The organism is Nocardioides sp., assembly GCF_035703625.1.
Classification (GTDB): domain Bacteria; phylum Actinomycetota; class Actinomycetes; order Propionibacteriales; family Nocardioidaceae; genus Nocardioides.
This window is the reverse complement of record NZ_DASSXS010000277.1, coordinates 11586-31698: the sequence shown is the minus strand read 5'-3', so window position 1 is coordinate 31698 and position 20113 is coordinate 11586. Positions and strand designations below refer to the sequence as shown.

15 protein-coding genes are annotated in these 20113 nt (G+C 71.2%); 3 read left to right on the top strand and 12 right to left on the bottom strand.

All coding sequences use genetic code 11. The features are described from left to right. The 3 genes from ftsY to VFN12_RS14540 form a co-directional block, all read right to left on the bottom strand. Positions 1-1002: signal recognition particle-docking protein FtsY (ftsY, locus tag VFN12_RS14550; protein ID WP_325119451.1), on the bottom strand; the 1002-nt coding region annotated here is incomplete at its 3' end. A 26-nt stretch (positions 1003-1028) separates the two neighbouring features. Then, positions 1029-1214: a hypothetical protein gene (locus tag VFN12_RS14545; RefSeq protein WP_325119450.1), complete on the bottom strand. Its 186-nt coding sequence runs from the start codon at positions 1212-1214 to the stop codon at positions 1029-1031. 50 nt (positions 1215-1264) lie between these two features. Further along, positions 1265-1711: a thioesterase family protein gene (locus VFN12_RS14540; protein WP_325119449.1), complete on the bottom strand. Its 447-nt coding sequence runs from the start codon at positions 1709-1711 to the stop codon at positions 1265-1267. Between the two features lie 112 nt (positions 1712-1823). Here VFN12_RS14540 and VFN12_RS14535 point away from each other — a divergent pair, with 112 nt between their 5' ends. Further along, positions 1824-3845, top strand: a complete 2022-nt coding sequence (locus VFN12_RS14535) for a phosphoadenylyl-sulfate reductase (RefSeq protein ID WP_325119448.1) — start codon at positions 1824-1826, stop codon at positions 3843-3845. A gap of 87 nt (positions 3846-3932) precedes the next feature. Here the strand turns inward: VFN12_RS14535 and VFN12_RS14530 are convergent, their stop codons facing one another. Genes VFN12_RS14530 through VFN12_RS14520 form a run of 3 tightly spaced genes read right to left on the bottom strand, consistent with a single transcriptional unit; the run spans position 3933 to position 7134 of the window. After that, a complete protein-coding gene (locus VFN12_RS14530; protein WP_325119447.1) occupies positions 3933-5045 on the bottom strand; it encodes a glycosyltransferase family 2 protein in 1113 nt (370 codons plus the stop codon). Continuing rightward, on the bottom strand, positions 5042-6175 hold the full coding sequence (locus tag VFN12_RS14525; protein WP_325119446.1) for a hypothetical protein: 1134 nt from the start codon (positions 6173-6175) through the stop codon (positions 5042-5044). Before VFN12_RS14525 ends, VFN12_RS14530 begins: the two co-directional genes overlap by 4 nt. Continuing rightward, a complete protein-coding gene (locus VFN12_RS14520) occupies positions 6172-7134 on the bottom strand; it encodes an NAD-dependent epimerase/dehydratase family protein (protein ID WP_325119445.1) in 963 nt (320 codons plus the stop codon). The genes VFN12_RS14525 and VFN12_RS14520 overlap by 4 nt, the downstream gene beginning before the upstream one ends. A 242-nt stretch (positions 7135-7376) precedes the next feature. Between VFN12_RS14520 and VFN12_RS14515 the strand changes: the two genes are divergently transcribed. Continuing rightward, on the top strand, positions 7377-8408 hold the full coding sequence (locus tag VFN12_RS14515) for a hypothetical protein (protein ID WP_325119444.1): 1032 nt from the start codon (positions 7377-7379) through the stop codon (positions 8406-8408). 120 nt (positions 8409-8528) lie between these two features. Continuing rightward, on the top strand, positions 8529-9644 hold the full coding sequence (locus VFN12_RS14510; protein ID WP_325119443.1) for a hypothetical protein: 1116 nt from the start codon (positions 8529-8531) through the stop codon (positions 9642-9644). Positions 9645-9669: 25 nt separating this feature from the next. Here the strand turns inward: VFN12_RS14510 and VFN12_RS14505 are convergent, their stop codons facing one another. The 6 genes from VFN12_RS14505 to VFN12_RS14480 all read right to left on the bottom strand — a co-directional run bounded on the left by VFN12_RS14505 (position 9670) and on the right by VFN12_RS14480 (position 19850). Next, the gene (locus VFN12_RS14505; protein ID WP_325119442.1) at positions 9670-10416 is read right to left on the bottom strand and encodes a glycosyltransferase family A protein; all 747 of its coding nucleotides are present in this window, start codon (positions 10414-10416) and stop codon (positions 9670-9672) included. Then, a complete protein-coding gene (locus VFN12_RS14500; protein WP_325119441.1) occupies positions 10406-12124 on the bottom strand; it encodes a glycosyltransferase family 4 protein in 1719 nt (572 codons plus the stop codon). Before VFN12_RS14500 ends, VFN12_RS14505 begins: the two co-directional genes overlap by 11 nt. Positions 12125-12376: 252 nt before the next feature. Further along, a complete protein-coding gene (gene smc / locus VFN12_RS14495; protein ID WP_325119440.1) occupies positions 12377-15934 on the bottom strand; it encodes a chromosome segregation protein SMC in 3558 nt (1185 codons plus the stop codon). A 197-nt stretch (positions 15935-16131) separates the two neighbouring features. Continuing rightward, a complete protein-coding gene (locus VFN12_RS14490) occupies positions 16132-17226 on the bottom strand; it encodes an alanine--glyoxylate aminotransferase family protein (RefSeq protein ID WP_325119439.1) in 1095 nt (364 codons plus the stop codon). A gap of 10 nt (positions 17227-17236) precedes the next feature. After that, on the bottom strand, positions 17237-18595 hold the full coding sequence (locus VFN12_RS14485; RefSeq protein ID WP_325119438.1) for an FAD-binding oxidoreductase: 1359 nt from the start codon (positions 18593-18595) through the stop codon (positions 17237-17239). Positions 18596-18605: 10 nt separating this feature from the next. Beyond that, complete coding sequence (locus tag VFN12_RS14480) at positions 18606-19850, bottom strand: MFS transporter (RefSeq protein ID WP_325119437.1); 1245 nt, start codon at positions 19848-19850, stop codon at positions 18606-18608. Between the last annotated feature and the right edge of the window lie 263 nt (positions 19851-20113).

The following is a 20113-nucleotide window of genomic DNA, read 5'->3' as shown; positions in this document are numbered from 1 at the left end:
GGCCACCACGATCCCGCCCTTCGCGGAGCCGTCGAGCTTGGTCAGCACGATGCCGCTGACGTCGACGACCTCGCTGAACACCCGAGCCTGGACCATGCCGTTCTGGCCCGTGGTGGCGTCGAGCACGAGCAGGACCTCGGTCACCGGCGCCTGCTTCTCGATGACCCTCTTGACCTTGCCGAGCTCGTCCATCAGGCCGGCCTTGTTCTGGAGGCGACCCGCGGTGTCGACGACCACCGTGTCGACCTCGCGGTCGACGCCCTCGCGGACCGCCTCGAAGGCGACGCTGGCGGGGTCGGACCCCTCGGGCCCGCGGACGACCTCGACCCCGACCCGCTCCCCCCAGGTGGCGAGCTGCTCGACCGCCGCGGCGCGGAACGTGTCGGCCGCGCCGAGGACGACCGACCGGTCCTCCGCCACGAGGATCCGGGCGAGCTTGCCGACGGTCGTGGTCTTCCCCGACCCGTTGACCCCGACGACGAGCACCACCCCGGGCTTGCCGTCGGCGCCGCTGACGCCGAGCCGGCGGTCGAGCTCGGGGTCGACCAGCGAGAGCAGCTCCTCGCGGAGCACCGTGCGGGGATCTGCCTCGCCCTCGACGCGCAGGCGCGTGCGCAGGTTGTCGACCAGCTCCTGCGTCGGCTTCACGCCGACGTCGGCGGTGAGGAGGGTGTCCTCGATGGACTCCCACGTGTCCTCGTCGAGGCGGTCGCGGGACAGCAGCGCGAGCAGCCCACGGCCCAGACCTCCCTGCGAGCGGGCCAGCCGCTGGCGCAGCCGGGTCAGCCGGGAGGCGGTCCCCTCGGGTTGCTCGACCTCGGGGGCGACCGGCGAGGGCGCCTGCGCGGGTGTCTCCTCCGCCTCGGTGGGCGGCGCGGTGATGACGTCGGTGCCGGCCGGAGGTGGTGCGCCGCGCCCGCGGCGCCCGCCGGCGAGCAGGCCTGCGACGAGGGCGACGCCGAGGACGGCGATGCCGATGATCAGGTAGAGCCAGTCACCCATGGGGCCAATCCAATCAGGGGGACCGATCAGCGCTTGGGGTCGGTCCCCTCGTCCTCGTCGAGAGTCGGCAGGGCGTCGGTGGCCTTGTTCATGGCGTCACCGAGCCACGGGGCGTGGGGCATCTCCTTGTCGCGATGCGGAAAGGCGACGTAGGCGACGACCAGCCCGCTGATGACGAGGATGACAAGCATCGCGAGACCGATGAGCAGCACGGTGATCTTTTCCCTCCGAACGGTGCGGGACCACGATCCCACACCCCTGGTCACGGTCGAAGCAGAGGCCGGAGGGCGGACCTGATCTCGTCCGGGACGGGCGTCACCGGACGCGCCGGGTCGGTGTTGTCGACGTACACGTGCACGAACCTGCCCTCGGCCGCCGCGTCGTCCCCCGCGCCCTGGAAGAGGCCGATCCGGTAGACGACCGACGACCGGCCGACCTTGTCGACGACCAGGCCGGTGTCGATGGGCTCGGGGAAGCCCAGCTCGCGGAAGTAGCGGCACGATGTCTCCGCCACGACCCCGATCTGGGGCAGCGCCCGGACGTCGAGGCCGGTCGACTCGTAGAGGTGGGCGTTCACCGCGGTGTCGAAGAGCTCGTAGTACGTCGCATTGTTGAGGTGGCCGTAGGCGTCGTCGTCGCGCCAGCGCGTGGTCACGGTGCGCCAGGCGAGGTAATCGGCGCGGGTGGGGCGGGGAGTGGGCTCGGTCACGGGCGCCATTGTGCCGGTGCCAGGACGCGCTTCGTGGGTAAGGGTTTCGCCGCTTGCCGGTGTTAGCATCACTCGGTCCGGGCCGCGCCGTCGACCAAAGGGAGTCTTGCAGGTGGACTATCGCCATGCGCTCTCGCAAACGCTGGCGCTCCTGCGGACCATCGCCGCGGACTATCAGCCGGCCGTCCTGGCCAACGCCTTCGGTCCCGAATCCATGGTGATGACGGACCTGATCGCCAAGCACGACCTGGACATCGACATCTTCAGCATCGACACCGGCCGGCTCCCGGAGGACACCCACGCGCTCGCGCACAGTGTGCACCAGCGCTACGGGTCGATCATCCGGATGGTCACCCCCGATGCCGGCGCGGTTGCCGCCTGGACCGCCGAGCACGGCCAGAACGGTTTCTACGACGCCGTCGAGCTGCGGCACGGGTGCTGCGGGGTGCGCAAGCTCGAGCCGCTCAAGCGGGAGCTCGCCGGCAAGCGGGCGTGGCTGACCGGGCTGCGCCGCGAGCAGTCGGCCACCCGCAAGGACCTCGAGGTCTCGACCTGGGACGAGGGGTACGGCGTCCAGAAGTTCAACCCGATGCTGGACTGGACGACCGACCAGGTCTGGGCCTACATCCGCGACCACCGGGTTCCCTACAACCGGCTCCACGACAAGGGCTACGCCAGCATCGGCTGCGCCCCCTGCACGCGGGCGATCGGCCCGGGCGAGGACACTCGCGCCGGACGATGGTGGTGGGAGATGGACTCCGTGAAGGAGTGCGGGCTGCACTTCGACCCCGCCACCGGCCAGATCTCCCGAGCCTCCACCGCCCCGGACACGCCCGGCGCGGACACACCGACTTCACTCGACAACGATTCTGGACTCGCCGCACGGGAAACGCCCGCCGCGGCCGGGCCTGACCACGAAGGGAAGAAAATGCGCGTACTCATTCTGGGCGGGGACGGCTTCTGCGGCTGGCCCACGGCGTTGCACCTGTCTGCCCAGGGGCACGACGTCGCGATCGTTGACAACCTGTCCCGACGCAAGATCGACATCGAGCTGGAGGTCTCCTCCCTCACGCCGATCCGGCCGATGGGCGAGCGTCTGCGGGTCTGGAAGGAGGTGTCCGGCAAGGACATCGCCTTCCACGACATCGACGTGGCCATCAACTACCAGCGCCTGCTCGACCTGCTCGAGGACTTCAAGCCCAACGCGCTCGTGCACTTCGCCGAGCAGCGCGCGGCGCCGTACTCCATGAAGAGCAGCCGCCACAAGCGCTACACGGTCAGCAACAACCTGAACGCCACCAACAACGTGCTGGCCGCGGTCGTCGAGAGCGAGCTCGACATCCACGTGGTCCACCTCGGCACGATGGGCGTCTACGGCTACGGCACCGCGGGCATGAAGATCCCCGAGGGCTACCTCGAGATCAAGGTCCCGACCGGTGACGGCAAGCTGCTCGACCAGGAGATCCTCTACCCCGCCAACCCGGGCAGCATCTACCACATGACGAAGACGCAGGACCAGCTGCTCTTCGCCTACTACAACAAGAACGACCACATCCGGGTCACCGACCTGCACCAGGGCATCGTGTGGGGCACGCAGACCAAGGAGACCAGGCTCGACGAGCGCCTGATCAACCGGTTCGACTACGACGGCGACTACGGCACGGTCCTCAACCGCTTCCTCATGCAGGCAGCGATCGGCTACCCGCTGACGGTGCACGGCACCGGCGGCCAGACGCGCGCCTTCATCCACATCCAGGACACGGTGAAGTGCATCGAGCTGGCCCTGGAGAACCCGCCGGCTCGCGAGGACCGGGTGCACATCTTCAACCAGATGACCGAGACCCACCGGGTCCGCGACCTGGCGAAGATGATCTCGGACCGCACCGGCGTGGAGATCGCCAACCTGCCGAACCCGCGCAACGAGGCCGACGAGAACGAGCTGCACGTCGCCAACGACCGCTTCCTCCACCTCGGCCTCTCCCCCATCACCCTCAGCGAGGGCCTGATGGAGGAGGTCACCGACATCACGAAGAAGTACGCCGACAGCTGCGACCAGAGCAAGATCCCGTGTGTCTCGGTGTGGAGCTCCGACTCCGCCGCCGCGCAGGCAGGATCCACCACCTCGCCTGCGTGACCCGCTGACCCCCTCAGGGGCGCCGGCCGCGGCCTCGTCGCGGCCGGCGATCCGGGGGAACCCAACCCGATCACCCAGCCGTCGGTCTCAGGATGGTGGGCGTTCGCTCCGGTGGTGGAACTCGTCGAGGGTCCGCCGGACGTTCTCGACCGCGGCGTCGGCTCCCGACCCCGCCATGCGGTCAGCGGCCGCCGCAAGCTCGGCGGCGATCTGTTCCGCCGTCCCGCCCTCGTTGAACACGTGCTTGTCCCCTGGGAGGAGCCCCTCGAGCAGGCGCTCGAGGTGGTCGAGGTCGGCAGGTGGGAGCGGGCGCGGCTCGTACTCGCGCTTGGGCGCGGGACCCGCGAGCCCCATCTTCTGGAGCGTCTTCGCGTCGTCTGCCACCTCGCGGTCGAAGAGGTGCTTGATGAGGCGGTTGCGCTCGCGCTCGCTCAGCACCTCGTGGTTGTGGAGCGTGTGGAGTGCGATGCCGAGGAGCTTGCGCTCGTCACGGTGCGTCCGCAGGTGGGCACTCGCGGGGGCGTAGTCCTTCCATCGCCGGATGAAGTCGTCGAGGCTGTGGGACTCGTAGTGGAGCACGTGCATGCCGGGGGCGGGGCGGGCGAGGCCTCGTCCGGCCTCGTTGACGGCCGAGTGCACCCGCATCCGGACCTTCAGGTCCGGGCGAGCCGCGGTCTTGCCCTCCTGGTGGCCGCGGAAGTAGAACGCCAGGTCCGGTTCGAGGATGACTCCCATCGCGGCCAGCGCCGCGAGCTCGCCGTCGGTGGGCCGGGACTTGAACAGGGTCGGCTCGTCGTCGGGCCAGCTCCGCTTGCTGACCGCCTCGAGGACGGAGAGCAGGACTGCCCGCTGCTCGCTGCGCACCAGCGCGTCGCGATCGATGCAGACGGCTTCGTCCGAGTCGATGCTGATCAGCCAGGCGACCGAGGGGACCGTGGCGAGGACCGCGTTGGCGAGGTTCATGTTGATGCGCAACCGGTCGGACACCCGCGGCGGCCGAGTGCCGTTCCAGTACCTGGGGCCCGTCCGTACGACGGTCACGTGCGGATGCTCCTCGAGCAGCTTGCGTGCCGGAGACTTCGGGTCGTCGAGGAAGACCATGATGTGGTCGACCCCGGCGCCCAGATTGCGGCGCAGGAAGCGTTCGACCTGGTCCGGGTCCGCCTTCACCGTGCTGACGGCAACGACTGCGTCCTTCATTCTCCGCCACCTGTCCACATCGCCTCCGGCCGCGTGGCCCGGAGCCCCTCCTCGCACAACGCGATCACCTTGTCGACGTAGTCGACCATCTCCAGGCCCGTCGGGGGGGTCTTGGTCGATGCCCGTGGTTCCCTTTCGAACCGCAGGCCGGGGACGGGCTCGGAGAACCAGTCCTCCTCGATGCGCTGGTTGATCGGACGACACATCTGCTGGATCTGCTCCCGGAGATCCGCCGTCATCAGCTCGATGTCGCCCGCCGGGGCGACGTCGTAGATCGACCTGGCGATCCCGGTGCGGATGTCGCGGTCCTCCAGCCGGTGGGAGTTGAGGATGCGCAGTCCCACGGTGTCGATCGCACGCACGCTGTCGTACCGCGGCACGGAGACCTTCGCGAGGTTGTCGAGGAGGGGCCCGCGCACACCCGCGATCTCGAGCAGCCGGCGGCAGATGGCCGCCCCGTCGGCCAGGTCGTCGTAGGACAGGGCGTGGAAGTTCTCGGGACCAACCAGGTCGCGCCACGGGGTGAACCTGGTGTGGAAGTCGAAGAGGTGCCGGCCCCTCTGCTCGAGGAACTCCTCGAACGAGCGCGTCTCGAAGTTGCCGTACTGGTCGACGACCTGCTTGTAGAAGCTCTCGATCCAGTCGTCCTGACGTCTCAGCACCACGACCACCTTGACCGACCTGAAGGGCCGGAACCGGTCGAGCAGCTTCTCCGGCGTCGGGGTGTCGCCCTCGCGCGAGAACTCCTCCGACGAGATCAGCACGGTCGGGACGCTCTCCTCCAGCTCGCCGAGCAGGCGCGCCTGGAGCACGCGGTGGCGTCCCCGGCGGGACAGGAGACCGTGACCCGATCCGGCACCCTCGCGGGTGCTGGTCGACCCCTTGTCGACGATGCCCGTCCGGGGATAGAGGACCCCTTCGCTGCGCAGGTCGTCGCGGCAGGCGGCCAGGACTCCCTGGATGTACGACGATGCGGTCTTGTGGAGGCCGATGTGCAGGACGACGTCCGTCTCCTTGGCCCGGCTCTCCAGGCGCTGGCCACCGACGTCGGGACTCAGCGGCTCCCGTCTGCGCCGCCGCCGCGGGTCGACGACTCGCGGACCGCGCCGCCTCCGGAGCATGTTCTTCATCGGCTCTCCTGTCCTCGCCCCGCCGACGCCGACGTCTCCTCGGGGGACTGCGAGCGGAACCACTCCCAGGTCGCCCGCAGTCCCTCCTCGAGCGGGGTGGAGGGGTCGTAGCCGAAGCCGGCGCGTGCCTTGTCCACCTGGCACCACGTGTCACGCACCTCGCCGTCGCGGAAGTCGACGTAGTCGACCTCGATCGGGAGGCCGGTGACGGTGCGCATCGTGGCGAGCAGCTCGTTGAGGGTGGTCCCGTGCCCGCTGCCGAGCTGGTAGGGGCCGGTGACGTCGCTCAGCATGGCGACCCGGATCGCCTCGACGAGGTCGCCGACGTAGAGGTAGTCCCTGGTCTGCGAGCCGTCGCCGTAGACGGTGGGACGCTCGCCGGCGAGGACCTGCTTGAAGAACGCGGCCACGACGGAGCCCTTGTGGAAGGAGCGGGGACCGTAGATGTTGGAGAACCGCAGCGCGCAGCTGCTGAGGCCGTAGGAGCTGGCGTACGCGCTGAGGTAGCCCTCGAGCATCAGCTTGGACGCGCCGTACGGCGACGTCGGCATCGGAGCCATCTCCTCGTGGACCGGCGGGTCGACCTCGCCGAGAATCGCGCCCCCGGTCGAGGCCGCCACCACCCGACCGACGCCCAGCTCCCGGCACGCGTTGAGCAGGTTGAACGTCCCGACCACGTTGTTGTCGAAGTTGTGGGTGGGGTCCTCGATGCTGTCCATCACCCGGGTGTCGGCGGCCAGGTGGACCACGGCGTCCTGGCCGTCCAGCGCCTGCCGCAGGTCGCTGGGGCTGCGCAGGTCGCCCGCGACGAAGCGGACCCGGTCGAGGTCGAGGTGCCGGCGGTCTCCCAGGGACTCGTTGTCGAGCACCGTGACCGAGAGCTCGTGGTCGGTCAGGTGAGACGCGAGGTGGCGGCCGATGAACCCGGCGCCACCGGTGATGAGGATCCTGCTGATCAACGTGCGACCTCTTCGTCCGGGACGGGCAACGTGGGTCACCATATCCGTGCCCCGCCGGTCGGCCGAGACGCCGTGCCCACCGGTCGACCAGCCGGGAGATCAGCCGCGTGGCACACTCGGATCCTGGCCGCCCTCACCCGGGGCCGAGGCGAGAGAGGACGGGCACCATCGACCACGACCCCGGCTCCACGGCCGAACCCACCTCCGCCCGTTCCGGGGTCGCGCTCACGCTCCACATCGGCATGGGAAAGACCGGGACGACCTCGCTCCAGGCCTTCCTGGACCGCAACCGAGCACGCCTGGCGGATCGTGGCTGGCTCTACCCGCGCTCCATCGGCCGCACCCGGCACGCCCAGTTCGGGCTCTGGATCCGGCCCGACGACGAGCTCGCCGACGCCATCGGCGACCGCCGTCCCGGCAGCCGCCCGTACGACGACGTCGCGCACCTGCGTCGGGAGGTCCCCCGCCGGCTGCTCGAGGAGATCGACCGCACGGGTCTCCGGCGCGTCCTGATCTCCGACGAGGCCCTCTACGCCGCGTCGGAGCCGTCCCTCGAACGCCTGCGGCGGTTTGCCGACGAGCACGCCTCCGAGGTGCGCCTGGTGTGCTACCTGCGCCGGCAGGACGACCTGCTGGTGAGCCACTACCAGCAGGTGGTCAAGGTGCGGGCGACCCGCACCCTCGCGGCCAGGGTGGCCGAACGGGACCTGTCGCCGACGTACGACTACCACCACCGATTGCTCACGTGGCTGCGCATCGTGGAGCCCGACGAGCTGGTGGTCCGCCGCTTCGAGCCCGGTCGCTTCCGCAACGGCTCGCTCTACGACGACTTCGTGGAGGCGGCCGGACTCGGCATCCCCACCGACGACCTGCCGCCACGCAACCGCAACGAGAGCCTCGACGCCGAGTCGGTGGAGCTGCTGAGGTTGCTCAACCTCTACCGCAAGGAGCACGGCGCGGACGGCGTCCCCGACAACCGCACCCTGGTCCCCGTCCTCGCGGAGTCGGGGACCGGGCCGACCCTGACGCTCCCCGAACCCGAGCTGGACCGGTTCATGGCGCGGTGGGCGGACTCCAACGCCGCCGTGGCCCGCGACCTGCTGGGTGAACCGGAGGGACGGCTGTTCACCACGTCCCGAAGGGCTGAGGGCACCACGACGCTGCAGCGGCTCGACCCCGCCCGCCTCGACCACTACCTCGGGCTGCTGGAGCTCCCGGAGCAGATCCATGCTCCCCTCCGGGCGCTCGTGGAACGGGAGGCCCTTCGGCACTGACGGGTCGCGAGACCGCGCGAGAACCGGCGCGCCGGCGGGCGTCGGGGCGGACGGGCCGCGTGGGAGGATGACCGGGGCCACGGCCGACCTGCTGTCCACCATCCGACGAAAGCCGCGCGCATGCCGACTCCCGCCGCTTCCGGCAGCCCAGTCGACCTGGTGCTGCACATCGGGATGGGAAAGACCGGCACGACCTCCGTCCAGAGGTTCATGCACCGGAACCGCGCCCTTCTCGCCGAGGCCGGGCTGCTCTACCCGCGGAGCCCGGTCCGTTCACGGCACCTGCGCCTGAGCCTCTACGCGCAGTCCGACGACAAGCTGCCCACCATGCCGAGCTGGCGCCGCCTGGGGCTGACCTCGCCCGAGAAGTTCCGCAGGTCCTTCCCGCGCCGCCTCGCCCGGGAGATCGGCGAGTCGGGGCTGTCCCGTGTCCTGCTCTCCGACGAGGCGCTCTTCGGCGCCCCGGATGCCGGGCTGCAACGAATCCGCGGACTGACCGACCGCATCGCCGCGAGCCTGCGGCTGGTCGTCTACCTGCGTCGCCAGGACGACCACCTGGTGAGCCGCTACCAGCAGGTGGTGAAGACCGGGGAGACCAGGCGGCTGGCCGGGCCCACGCCGGCCGCCGGCACGGCGGACACCGGTTGGGCGGATCGCCAGGGCGCGAACACCTACGACTACCACGCGAGGCTCCGGACCTGGCAGCTCCTGCTCGACCCCGACGAGCTGGTGGTCCGCCGCTTCGAGCCCGGGAGCTTCGTCGACGGGTCGCTCTACCAGGACTTCCTCGACGCGGCGGGCGTCGACGTGTGCGCCGATGACCTGGAGCCGGTCGAGATCGCGAACGAGAGCCTGGATGCCGAGTCCGTGGAGTTCCTGCGCATCCTCAACCTCCTGCGGCGCGAGCACGAGGAGCTGGCCGCCCTGGTGCCCGGCAACCACCCGCTGGTCCTGCGGCTCGCCGAGGTGTGCGACGGACCGACGCTGACCATGACCTCCTCGCTCCTGGACGAGTTCATGGACCGGTGGGAGGAGTCGAACCGCCGGGTCGCCCGCGAAATGCTGGGCGACGCGAGCGGGCAGCTGTTCGCACGTCCGAGGAAGACCCGCAACACGACGTCAGAGCAGTTCCTCGACCCCGCCCGGCTGGACCACTTCCTCGCGCTGCTGGAGCTCCCGGAGCAGATGCACGCTCCGTTGCGGGCGCTGGCCGAGCGGGAGGCGCAGGGGCGCTGACGCGGCCGCGCAGGAGCGCGCGTCCTCAGGTGAAGGTGCCGAGGTCACGGATCCGGTCGATGGCCATCGGCGGCAGCGAGCGGACGACGGACTTGCGTGAGGTGCTCTCGGTCACCAGGGAGAAGTCCCGGCGCCGCTTGAAGATGATCGTGTCCTTGACCACGACGTGCCGCCATCCGGAGGCGAGCGTCTCGATCGTGAACTGGAAGTCCTGGAAGGACAGCCCGTTGGGGACGTCCCGGGTCACGTAGGGGACCTCCAGGTGTGCCTCGCGCGGCGCCAGGCACAACGAGTCGTAGTAGTGGCGGAAGTAGAGGTAGTGGGGGGTGAACAGCGGGGACCCCGGCTCGATGCCGAGGTGGATGGCGCGGTCCCCGTCGAAGACGACGTTGAGCTCGGGGTGCGCGACCGCGCGCTCGCCCCGCTCGGCCGCCGCGTCCAGGGCGGCGACGGCGTCGGCCAGCCAGTTCTCGCTGAACAGGTCGTCGGCGTCCAGGAAGGCGACGTAGCGGCCCTCGGTCTCGGGGAGCAGCGCGTTGCGGACCTTGCCGAGGTCGCCCTCGTGCAGGATGCGCCGCTCCCAGTGGTCGAAACGCGCCTGGTGGAAGTACGCCGTCGTGGGCTCGGTCGCCGCATCGAGCCCGATGATGGTCTGGACGACGTAGCCACGGTCACGGGCGGCCTCGACCGCGAGGTCTGCGGACCGCATGGTCGGCCCGCAGACCGCCGTCTCGTCGTGGGCGGTGACGACGAGGGTCAGGTCAGTGCTCATCGTCAGTCCTGTCCGGGGCGAGGAGGAGCTCGATCACGTGCTCGGCGAAGGCCTCCTCCGACCTCTCCCGGAGCAGCTGCTCCCGCAGCGCCGCGGAGCGTCGGCGGGCCTCGACCGGGTCGGCCAGGACGTCACGGATCGCGCTGACGTACGCATCCGGGTCCTCGACCTGCGCCACCGGCCAGGACCCGTCCGGATCGAGCACCTCGCCCGTCCCGCCGACCAGGCTCCCGACGATCGGAACGCCGGTCATGGCGACCTCCAGCAGCTGGCTGGGAACGCCGTCCCACGCCGAGGTGTACAGCCACACGTCGGCGTCGCCGAGCTCCAGCTCGGAGATGTGGGCGTAGGCACCCTCCAGCCGGACGTTCTGGGGGGCCTCCGCGACGTGACCACGGGTCAGGACCGACTCGCCCCACATGCGCAGATCCACCTCCGGCATCCGTCGGGCGACCTCGAGGGCGACGTCGATCCGCTTCTGGCGGTCCCACCTGCCGGCCCAGAACACCTGGGGTCGGCGCGTCCGGTCCGGATCGGGGGGACCGGCCAGGGGCACCGACCCGTCCACAGGTGCCCGGAGCACGTGGATCCGGTCGTCGGGTCCTGCCGCGAGCTGGTGCCGGTCGCGGTGCCACTGCGCGAGGTACTCGCTGTCGGTGATCACGCCGTCCACGAGGTCGTAGTAGCGGTAGAAGAAGCGCAACGGGAGCCCGACCCAGTTGCCCTGCGCGAGCTGCTCGTTGCAGAACTGGATGATGAACAGCCGTTCGGAGGCGGCCAGCGCCTTGCCGTAGGACTCGAAGGCCTCGTAGAGCAGGCGGGCGTTGATGTTGACGACCGCGTCGGCACGGAAGGAACGGATCAGCTCGACGAGCAGCCGGTGGCTGGCCGCGCGATCCATCCCGGCGACGACGCCGGCCAGGTCGAGCTCGCGGACGCCGGACGGGTAGCGCCCGGAGGGCGCGGTTCCGCCGGTGTCGGTGTAGATGACGACGATCTCGCGCGGGTCGATGCCGGTCGACAGGGCGTGGGCGATGTGCCCCTCGATCCTGCGTCCCCCGCCCCAGCGCGGGTCGGAGATGACCAGGAGGATGCGCGCCCGGTCGAACCCGGCCGCCTGCTGGCACGCGTACATCGCCGCGACCTGGTCGACGGCCGCCGGCCAGACGAGCGGCGGGATCTGGGGGGTGGTCGTCGCGGTCCAGACGTCGCCGATCAGCGGCTCGACCTCGGTGGCACGCGCGAACATCTCTCCGAGCCGGCCGCTCCGCAGCCGCTCCTGCAGGTCCAGACGGGTCCCGGCGAGCTCGGCCGCCAGCTCCTCGGGTTCCAGTCCGAGGACGGGGGCCATCTTGTCCAGTCCCGGCGCGGGATCGGCGATCTCGCCGGCGGCTCTCCCCCGCTCGAGCCAGTCGAGGTAGGGGCTGCGCCCGGAGTCGTCCGCCTTGTCGGGGTACCGCGCGAGGTAGGCCGACATGTTGAAGTTGATCTCCGGGCTCGCCTTGGCGCGCGCCCCGTTGCCGAGGAAGACCTCGAGCGGGTCCACGGAGTCGGAGGACTGCATGTGCCGTGCCTGCAGCAGGAAGTGCAGGACGTCGAAGTGCTCGTAGGCGAGGTCGTAGTCGGCGTCCAGGCCCGCCGGCTTCATGCGGCGCCTCGTGCGGGCCACGACCTCGTCCATCACGGGGCCGACATGGGTCTGCTCCACCACGACCTCGCGCGGTGTGCCTGCCGGGCGCGCGGCGGGGACGGGTGCGCCGCCGCGACGGCGGGCCAGCCGGTTCCTCAGCCTTCGGCCGAGTCGACCAGCAGCGGTTGGTGCCACGTCGCGTCTCCTGCCGTCGCTGCCTCGTCGCTTCCCGGTCGGCCAGCCGGCCCGGCCGTGGACACCCCGCGAGCAGGGGGTCGGGCGGACGCCCCTCGGTGCCCACCAAACCCTAGCCAAGCCCCACCCGGGCGCTCAGGCAGGCTCGGCCTCACGCAGCCGCTGGCTGATCACCGTCGTGACACCGTCGCCGCGCATGGTCACGCCGTAGAGAGCGTCGGCGACCTCCATGGTGCGCTTCTGGTGGGTGATCACCAGCAGCTGGGAGTTCTCCCGGAGCTCCTCGTAGATCTCCAGCAGCCGGCCGAGGTTGGTGTCGTCGAGGGCGGCCTCCACCTCGTCGAGGATGTAGAACGGCGAGGGTCGCGCCTTGAAGAGCGCCACGAGGAAGGCCACGGCGACCAGCGACCGCTCACCGCCGGAGAGGAGCGAGAGCCGCTTGATCTTCTTCCCGGGCGGGCGTGCCTCGACCTCGACCCCGGTGGCGAGCATGTCGTCGGGGTTGGTCAGCACCAGGCGTCCCTCGCCGCCCGGGAACAGGCGCGCGAACGTGGCGTCGAAGGCGCGGCTGACGTCGGCGTACGCCGTCGTGAACACCTCCTCGACCCGCGCGTCGACCTCGCGGACGATGTCGAGCAGGTCCTTGCGGGTGCGCTTGAGGTCCTCGAGCTGCTCGGTGAGGAACTTGTGCCGCTCCTCCATCGCCGTGAACTCCTCCAGCGCCAGCGGGTTGACCCGCCCGAGCATCGACAGCGCGCGCTCGGCGCTGCGCAGCCGCTTCTGCTGCTCCTCCCGGACGAACGGGACCGGTTCGGGAGCCTCCTCGGCGTCGTCGACCGGGCTCTGTGGCACCAGCTGGTCGGGGCCGTAGTCGGCGACGAGCGCGTCGGCATCCAGCCCGAGCTCCTCGAGCGCACGCTCCTCGAGCTGCTCGATGCGCATCCGCTGCTGCGTGCGTGCCATCTCGTCGCGGTGGACCGAGTTGACGAGCTCGTCGTGCTCCTTGTCCAGGTCACGCAGGGTGGCGCGGACCGACATGAGCTCCTGCTCCCGCCCCCGCCGGGCCTCCTCCAGCTCCGCGCGCGCCTGCGCCGCCCGGCGCACCGAGCCCTCCAGCCGGTGCAGCACCACGGCGACGGCGACCCCGACGGCCTCGGCCGCCCGGCCCTCGCGGACCAGTCGCTCCCGCCGCTCGGCCGCGCGGGCGCGGGCGTCCCGTTCGGCCTGCGCCGACCGGCGCAGCGAGTCGGCCCGGCCGTGGAGGGCCCGCGCGCGCTCCTCGGACGTCCGCACCGCCAGCCGGGCGTCCATCTCGGCCTGTCGTGACGTGCGCGCCGCGTCGACCAGCCGCTCGCGTTCGCTGGTGTCCGGCTCCTCGTCGGTGGCCTCGTCGGCGGTCGCCAGCCGGGCCTCGAGCTCGGCGAGACCGGCCAGGTCCTGGTCGCGTGCCTCCTCGGCGCGGGCGATGGCGGCGGTCACCCGCTCTGCCTCGGCGCGGGCGGCCCGCGCCTGCGAGCCGTACTGGCCGAGCTCCTCCGCGACCGCCGCGAGGGTCGCGTCGGACTCGTGCAGGCGGGCCAGGGCGACGTCGACGCGCTTCTGGGCCTCCAGCCGCTCCGCCTCGAGACGGGACATGTCGAAGGCCAGTCGCTCCGAGCTGGCCGTCGCCTCCGCCAGCTGGGTCTCCGCCTCGTCGACGGCGGCCTGGATCTCGATCAGGCTGGGCTGGCTCGACGAGCCGCCCGACGCGAAGTGGCTTCCGAAGACGTCGCCGTCGCGGGTGACGGCCGTCAGGTCGGGCAGCTCGGTGACCAGGCGACGGGCGCTGGCGAGGTCGTCGACGACCGCCACCTTGAACAGGAGCCGGTTGAGGGCACCACGCAGGTCGGCCGGGCAGTCCACCACGTCGACGGCGTACGTCGCCTCGCGCGGGAGCCCGGGCCAGTCCTGGTTGATCTCCGGGTCTCCGGCCGCTCCCCCACCGAGCAGCAGGCCGGCCCGGCCGAGGTCGTCGGTCTTGAGGTGTCCGAGGGCCTCGACGGCGGCATCGGCGTCGCGGACGGCGACCGCGTCGGCGGCGGAGCCCAGGGCCCCGGCCACGGCGGTCTCGTACCCGGAACGCACCGACAGCAGCGCCGCCACGGAGCCGAGCAGGCCGGAGACGGAGTCGGAGGCGGCGAGCAGCGCCGAGGCGCCGTCGCGGCGGGTGAGGCCCATCTGGAGGGCGTCGCGGCGTGCGAGCAGCGACGCGCGGTCACGATCGGCCTGCTGAGCCTCCTCGCGCGCCTTGGCCAGCCTCTCCTCGATGTCTCCGAGCGTGCCGGTGGCCGCCTCGTGCTCCGCGTCGAGCCCCTCCTCGCCGGCGTCGAGGCCGGCGACCTTGGTCTCGAGGCTGGTGAAGTCGCGCTGGGCCCGCTCCGCGCGGGCCTGGGCGTCCTCACGGGCCTGCCCCAGGCGGGCGAGCTCGTCGTCGGCCGCAGCGGCACGTGACCTGAGCGCGTTGACCTGGCCGTGCAACCGGGCCAGGCCCTCGCGTCGGTCGGCCGCCGCGCGGTGCAGGCCGGCGATCCGGCGCTCCTCCTCGGCCGCGGCGTCCTCGGCGGCCCGACGCGCGGTGACCGCGGTCTCGAGGGCGGTCCGCTGCTGCTCGACCTCGGCCCCGATGGCCCGCTCCTGCTCGGCGACCCGCGCCGCCTCGGCCTCCAGCTGGTCGGGGTCGCGGCCCGAGTCGACCGGCTCCTCGACGGAGCCGGCGTTGCGGACGCGTTCGGCGGCGAGGGACTGGGTGCCGCGGAGCCGCTCGCGCAGCCCGCTGAGGGCGAACCAGGTCTCCTGGGCGTCGGCGAGGGCCGGCAGGTCCTCCCGGAGCCCGGCCTCGAGCGTGGCCTCGGCCTCCCGGGAGCGGGCGATCGCCGCCTCCACCTCCGCGCGCCGCTCGACCAGGACCGACTCGTCGGCCAGCTCCTGCTCGAGTGCCGTGCGGGCGATGACCAGGTCGTCGGCCATCAGCCGCGCCCGGGCGTCGCGGACGTCGGCCTGGACCCCGGCTGCACGGCGGGCCACCTCGGCCTGGCGGCCCAGTGGCTTCAGCTGGCGCCGGATCTCGCCGAGGAGGTCGCCCAGGCGGTTGAGGTTGCCGTCGGTGGCGTCGAGCTTGCGGAGCGCCTTCTCCTTGCGCTTGCGGTGCTTGAGGACCCCGGCGGCCTCCTCGATGAAGCCGCGCCGGTCCTCGGGGGTGGCGTGCAGGATCCCGTCGAGCTGGCCCTGGCCGACGATCACGTGCATCTCACGGCCGATGCCGGAGTCGCTCAACAGCTCCTGGACGTCGAGCAGGCGGCACGGATGGCCGTTGATGGCGTACTCGGACCCGCCGCTGCGGAACATGGTCCGGCTGATCGTGACCTCGGAGTACTCGATGGGCAGCGCACCGTCGGTGTTGTCGATCGTCAGCAGCACCTCGGCGCGACCCAGCGGCGGCCGCCCGGGAGTGCCGGCGAAGATGACGTCCTCCATCTTGCCGCCGCGCAGCGACTTGGCGCCCTGCTCGCCCATGACCCAGGCGAGCGCGTCCACGACGTTGGACTTGCCGGAGCCGTTCGGTCCGACGACGCAGGTGATGCCCGGCTCGAGCTGGAGGGTGGTCGAGGAGGCGAAGGACTTGAACCCCTTCAGGGTCAGGCTCTTCAGGTACAACGCGGGGCTCCTCACCAAGGCGAACGGTCGCTGAAGGCGCGGGGGAAGCTCAGCGCGGCTCACCCTACCTGCCGGACTCCCCGGTTCCGGGTAGGTGGGTCGTGGATTTCGACACGCTGCCGCGTCCTCGCAGGCTCAGCCGCGACGCTTGCTCAATCCCTTCGCCAGCGGACCACGCGCTCCGCGCGCGGCCCGGCTCAGGCGTGGGCGAGCGCATCCTCGAGGGCCGCGAGGACGAGGAGTACGGCGTCCGGGCGGGCGTTGTGGCCCATCAGCCCGATCCGCCACACGGTGCTCGCGAACTCGCCGGCACCGGCCCCGATCTCGATGTCGTGCCGCTCGAGGAGGTAGCGCCGCACGGCGGCCGAGTCGGCCCCCTCCGGCACCTTCACGGTGGTCAGCTCCGGCAGCCGGTGGCCCTTCGCGGCGAACAGTTCGAGGCCCATCTCCTCGAGGCCGTCCTGGAGGAGGCGGCCCGCCTCCTCGTGGCGCGCCCACACCTCCTCGAGCCCCTCGTCGAGGATCCGCCGCAGCCCACCGTGCAGGCTCGCCACCATGGCCACCGGGGCGGTGTGGTGGTAGGTCCGGCCACCCGACTTCGAGCTGGCCTCGCCGACGTACCCGCCGAGCAGGCCGAGGTCGAGGTACCACGACCGCGGCTTGTCGACCCGGCGGGCGAACGCGCGGTCGTTGATCGTGAACGGCGCGAGCCCCGGGGCGACGCCCAGGCACTTCTGGGTGCCGGCGTAGCCGACGTCGATCCCCCAGTCGTCGGCGCGCAGCTCGATGCCGCCGATGCTGGTCACCGCGTCCACGAGCAGCAGGGCGTCACCCTTGGCGGCACCGAGCGCGGCGATGTCGGAGCGCACTCCGGTCGAGGTCTCGGCGTGCACGGCCGCGATGATCGCCGGCGATGGGTGGGCCGCGAGCACCCGCTCCACGTCGACCGGGTGACCCCACTCGTGCTCGACCGGGACCACCTCGGCGCCGCACCGGGCGGCCACGTCGCACATCCGCTGCCCGAAGAGCCCGTTGACCGCGACGACGACGACGTCGCCGGGGTGGACCGTGTTGACGAACGCGGCCTCCATGCCCGCCGATCCCGTGGCCGAGATGGGCAGCGTGCGGGCGTTGCTCGTCCCCCACACCTGCCGCAGCATGTCGGACGTCTCGTCCATCAGGTCGATGAAGAGCGGGTCCAGGTGGCCGAGCAGCGGTGCCCCGAGCGCGGCGGTGGCCTCGGGGTAGGGGTTGGACGGGCCGGGGCCGAAGAGCTGGCGTTCGTGGATCATGGGCCCGACGCTAGAGGATCGCGCCGGGATTGAGGATTCCGTCCGGGTCGAGGGCGTCCTTGACCCGCCGGGTGAGCGCCATCACCTCGGGACCGAGCTGGTCGGGCAGGGCACTCTTCTTGGCCCGGCCGACACCGTGCTCACCGGTGATCGTGCCGCCGAGTGCGATCGCGGCGTGCATCACCTCGTCGAAGGCCTCGCGGGCGCGCTGCTCGGAGGCGGGTTCCGAGGCGTCGTAGACGATGATCGGGTGGGTGTTGCCGTCGCCGGCGTGCGCCACGACGGGGATCTCGATGTCGTACTTGTCCGCGATCGTCGTGATCGCCGCGAGGAGCTCCGGCAGCAGCGGGATCGGGGCGCCGACGTCCTCGAGCAGCAGGGACCCTCGCTGCTCGATCGCCGGGAACGCCGCCCTCCTCGCCTCGACGAACATCTCCCCCTCCTCGGCGTCGGCGGTGACGAACACCTCGGTGGCGCCCGCCGCCTGACAGGCCTCCTGCATCACGGCGACCTCGAGCTCGCGGGCGGCGCCAGGGGCGTCCGACTGGGCCACGAGCAGCGCCCCGGCGTCACGGTCCAGGCCCATCTGGCGGAAGTCCTCGACCGCGTTGATCGAGGCGTGGTCCATCAGCTCCATCATGGAAGGACGGATCGACCGACCGACCTCGACGACCGCGCGGGCCGCGGCGTCGACGTCCGCGAAGGACGCCACGAGCGTCGACCGCTCGGCCTGCTTCGGCACCAGCCGCAGGATCGCCCGGGTGACGATGCCGAGCGTGCCCTCGCTGCCGACGAACAGCTTGAGCAGGGACAGGCCGGCCACGTCCTTGATCCGCTTGCCACCGAGGCTGACCAGCGTGCCGTCGGCGAGGACCACGTCGAGGCCGAGGACGTAGTCGGTGGTCACGCCGTACTTCACGCAGCACAGGCCGCCGGCGTTGGTGGCGACGTTGCCGCCGATCGAGCAGATCTCGTACGACGACGGGTCGGGCGGGTACCAGAGGCCGTGCTCGGCAGCCGCCGCCTTCACCTCGGCGTTGAACGCGCCCGGCTCCACCACGGCGACCCGGCAGTCGGTGTCGATCTCGATGGCCCGCATCCGCTCGAGGCTGAGCACGAGTCCGCCGTCGATCGCGCTCGACCCTCCGGACAGCCCGCTCCCGGCGCCGCGCGGGACCACCGGCAGCCGGTGCTCCGCGGCCCACCGGACGGCGGTCTGGACCTGGTCGGTGTTCTCGGCGCGGACGACCGCGAGCGGGGTGCCGGCGGTGGAGTCGCGGGACCAGTCGAAGCGGTACTTCTCGATCGCCTCGGGATCGGTCGTCACGACGCCGTCGGGCAGGAGGTCGACCAGAGCAGCTGCGTCCACGCCCACATCTTCACACTTCTGCCGGGGTCTCCTCGTCCGCGTGCGCGATGTGGGTCAGCTGCCCCCAGATGAGGACGACGAAGATCGCCGATCCGGCGAACGCGAACCAGAACGGTGCCGTGACCCCCCACTGCCGCGCGAGCAGGCCGCCGATCCCGGAGCCGATGACCATGCCTCCGAACACACCCACGAGGTTGACGCTGCCGACCCGGCCCTGCAGCCGGGACGGTACGGCGCGTTGCCGGACCGTCTGGGAGGTCGTCCCCCAGATGAATGCGTGGGCGCCGAACACGAAGAAGACCACCATCGCGATCCAGGCCGTCGTGACCACAGCGAGGATCAGGTGGGTGAGCGTCTCGATGACGAGGCCGACCCGCATGATGTTCCCCAGGCTCAGGCGCCGGGTGATCCATCCGTAGGACAGGGTGCCCAGCAGGCCACCGATCGCCGAGATCGTGGTGAGCAGGCCGAAGCCGACCTCGCCGAGACCCAGTCGCTGGGTGGCGTACAGCACCAGGACCGACCAGGCGGCCCCGAAGGTGATGTTGAACGTGAAGATGGTCAGCACCAGGGTCCGGACCGCGGCATGGTGGATCGTCCACCGGAACCCCTCGACGATGTCGCGCCGCAGGTGGCCGCGCGGCTCCTCCTCCTCGGTCTGGGCGGGGAGGACGATGCGCGAGACCAGGACCGCCGCCAGACCGACCAGCACGGCCTGCGTCACGAACGGCCAGACCGAGCCGACCACGAACAGCGCCGCACCGATCGGAGGACCGGCCAGCTGGTTGACGGTGATGAACCCGGTCATCAGGCGGGAGTTCGCGGCACCCAGGTCATGCCGGTGCACGAGCATCGGCAGCAGCGTCGCCGCCGTGTTGTCGGTCAGCACCTCGGCGAGACCGAGCAGGAAGAGCATGGCCAGCACGACGGGGATGGAGGCAGGACCGGTGACGACGGCGGCGCTCAGGACGACCAGCACGACAACCCGGAGGAGGTTGCCGACCATCACGAGCCGCCTGCGGTCGAGACGATCGGCCAACACCCCGGCGTACAGCCCGAAGGCCAGCGGCGGGAGCCACTGCACGGTGGCCGCGAGTGCGATCAGGAACGGATCGTGGGTCAGGGAGGCGACCAGCAGCGGTCCGGCCGCGATCGCCAGCCCGTCGCTCAGGTTGCTCACCCAGGACGAGGCCAGCAGCCACCGGAACCCCGTGCCGAGACGAGCCGGGACGACGGTTTCGACGAGACGGCTCACAGTCCGCAGACGCTAGTCCCCAGCACCACAACGCTCAACGCGTTAAGGGCGGGTCAACTTTCGTACTAGTACCAAAGCCCGATAGCGCTACCTACCGGGCGGCGACGACGATTGTCACAACAGCTACCGATCGGGCGGGAGTTCACTCGCAGGTTGGACTTCCGTCGCATCGGCAGTCGACCCGCACGACACCCGGGGCGCCCCACCCCGTCCCCCCGTCCCGGGTGTCGTGGGTCGTTCTCCTCGCCGGGATCGAATCCCTA

What these genes read in the sequence shown, in the direction of transcription:
- VFN12_RS14505 (WP_325119442.1), bottom strand. Translation starts at nt 10,416, where the DNA reads ATGAGCACTGACCTGACCCTCGTCGTCACCGCCCACGACGAGACGGCG.
- VFN12_RS14525 (WP_325119446.1), bottom strand. Translation starts at nt 6,175, where the DNA reads ATGAAGAACATGCTCCGGAGGCGGCGCGGTCCGCGAGTCGTCGACCCG.
- VFN12_RS14490 (WP_325119439.1), bottom strand. Translation starts at nt 17,226, where the DNA reads ATGATCCACGAACGCCAGCTCTTCGGCCCCGGCCCGTCCAACCCCTAC.
- VFN12_RS14515 (WP_325119444.1), top strand. Translation starts at nt 7,377, where the DNA reads ATGGGAAAGACCGGGACGACCTCGCTCCAGGCCTTCCTGGACCGCAAC.
- VFN12_RS14530 (WP_325119447.1), bottom strand. Translation starts at nt 5,045, where the DNA reads ATGAAGGACGCAGTCGTTGCCGTCAGCACGGTGAAGGCGGACCCGGAC.
- VFN12_RS14510 (WP_325119443.1), top strand. Translation starts at nt 8,529, where the DNA reads ATGCCGACTCCCGCCGCTTCCGGCAGCCCAGTCGACCTGGTGCTGCAC.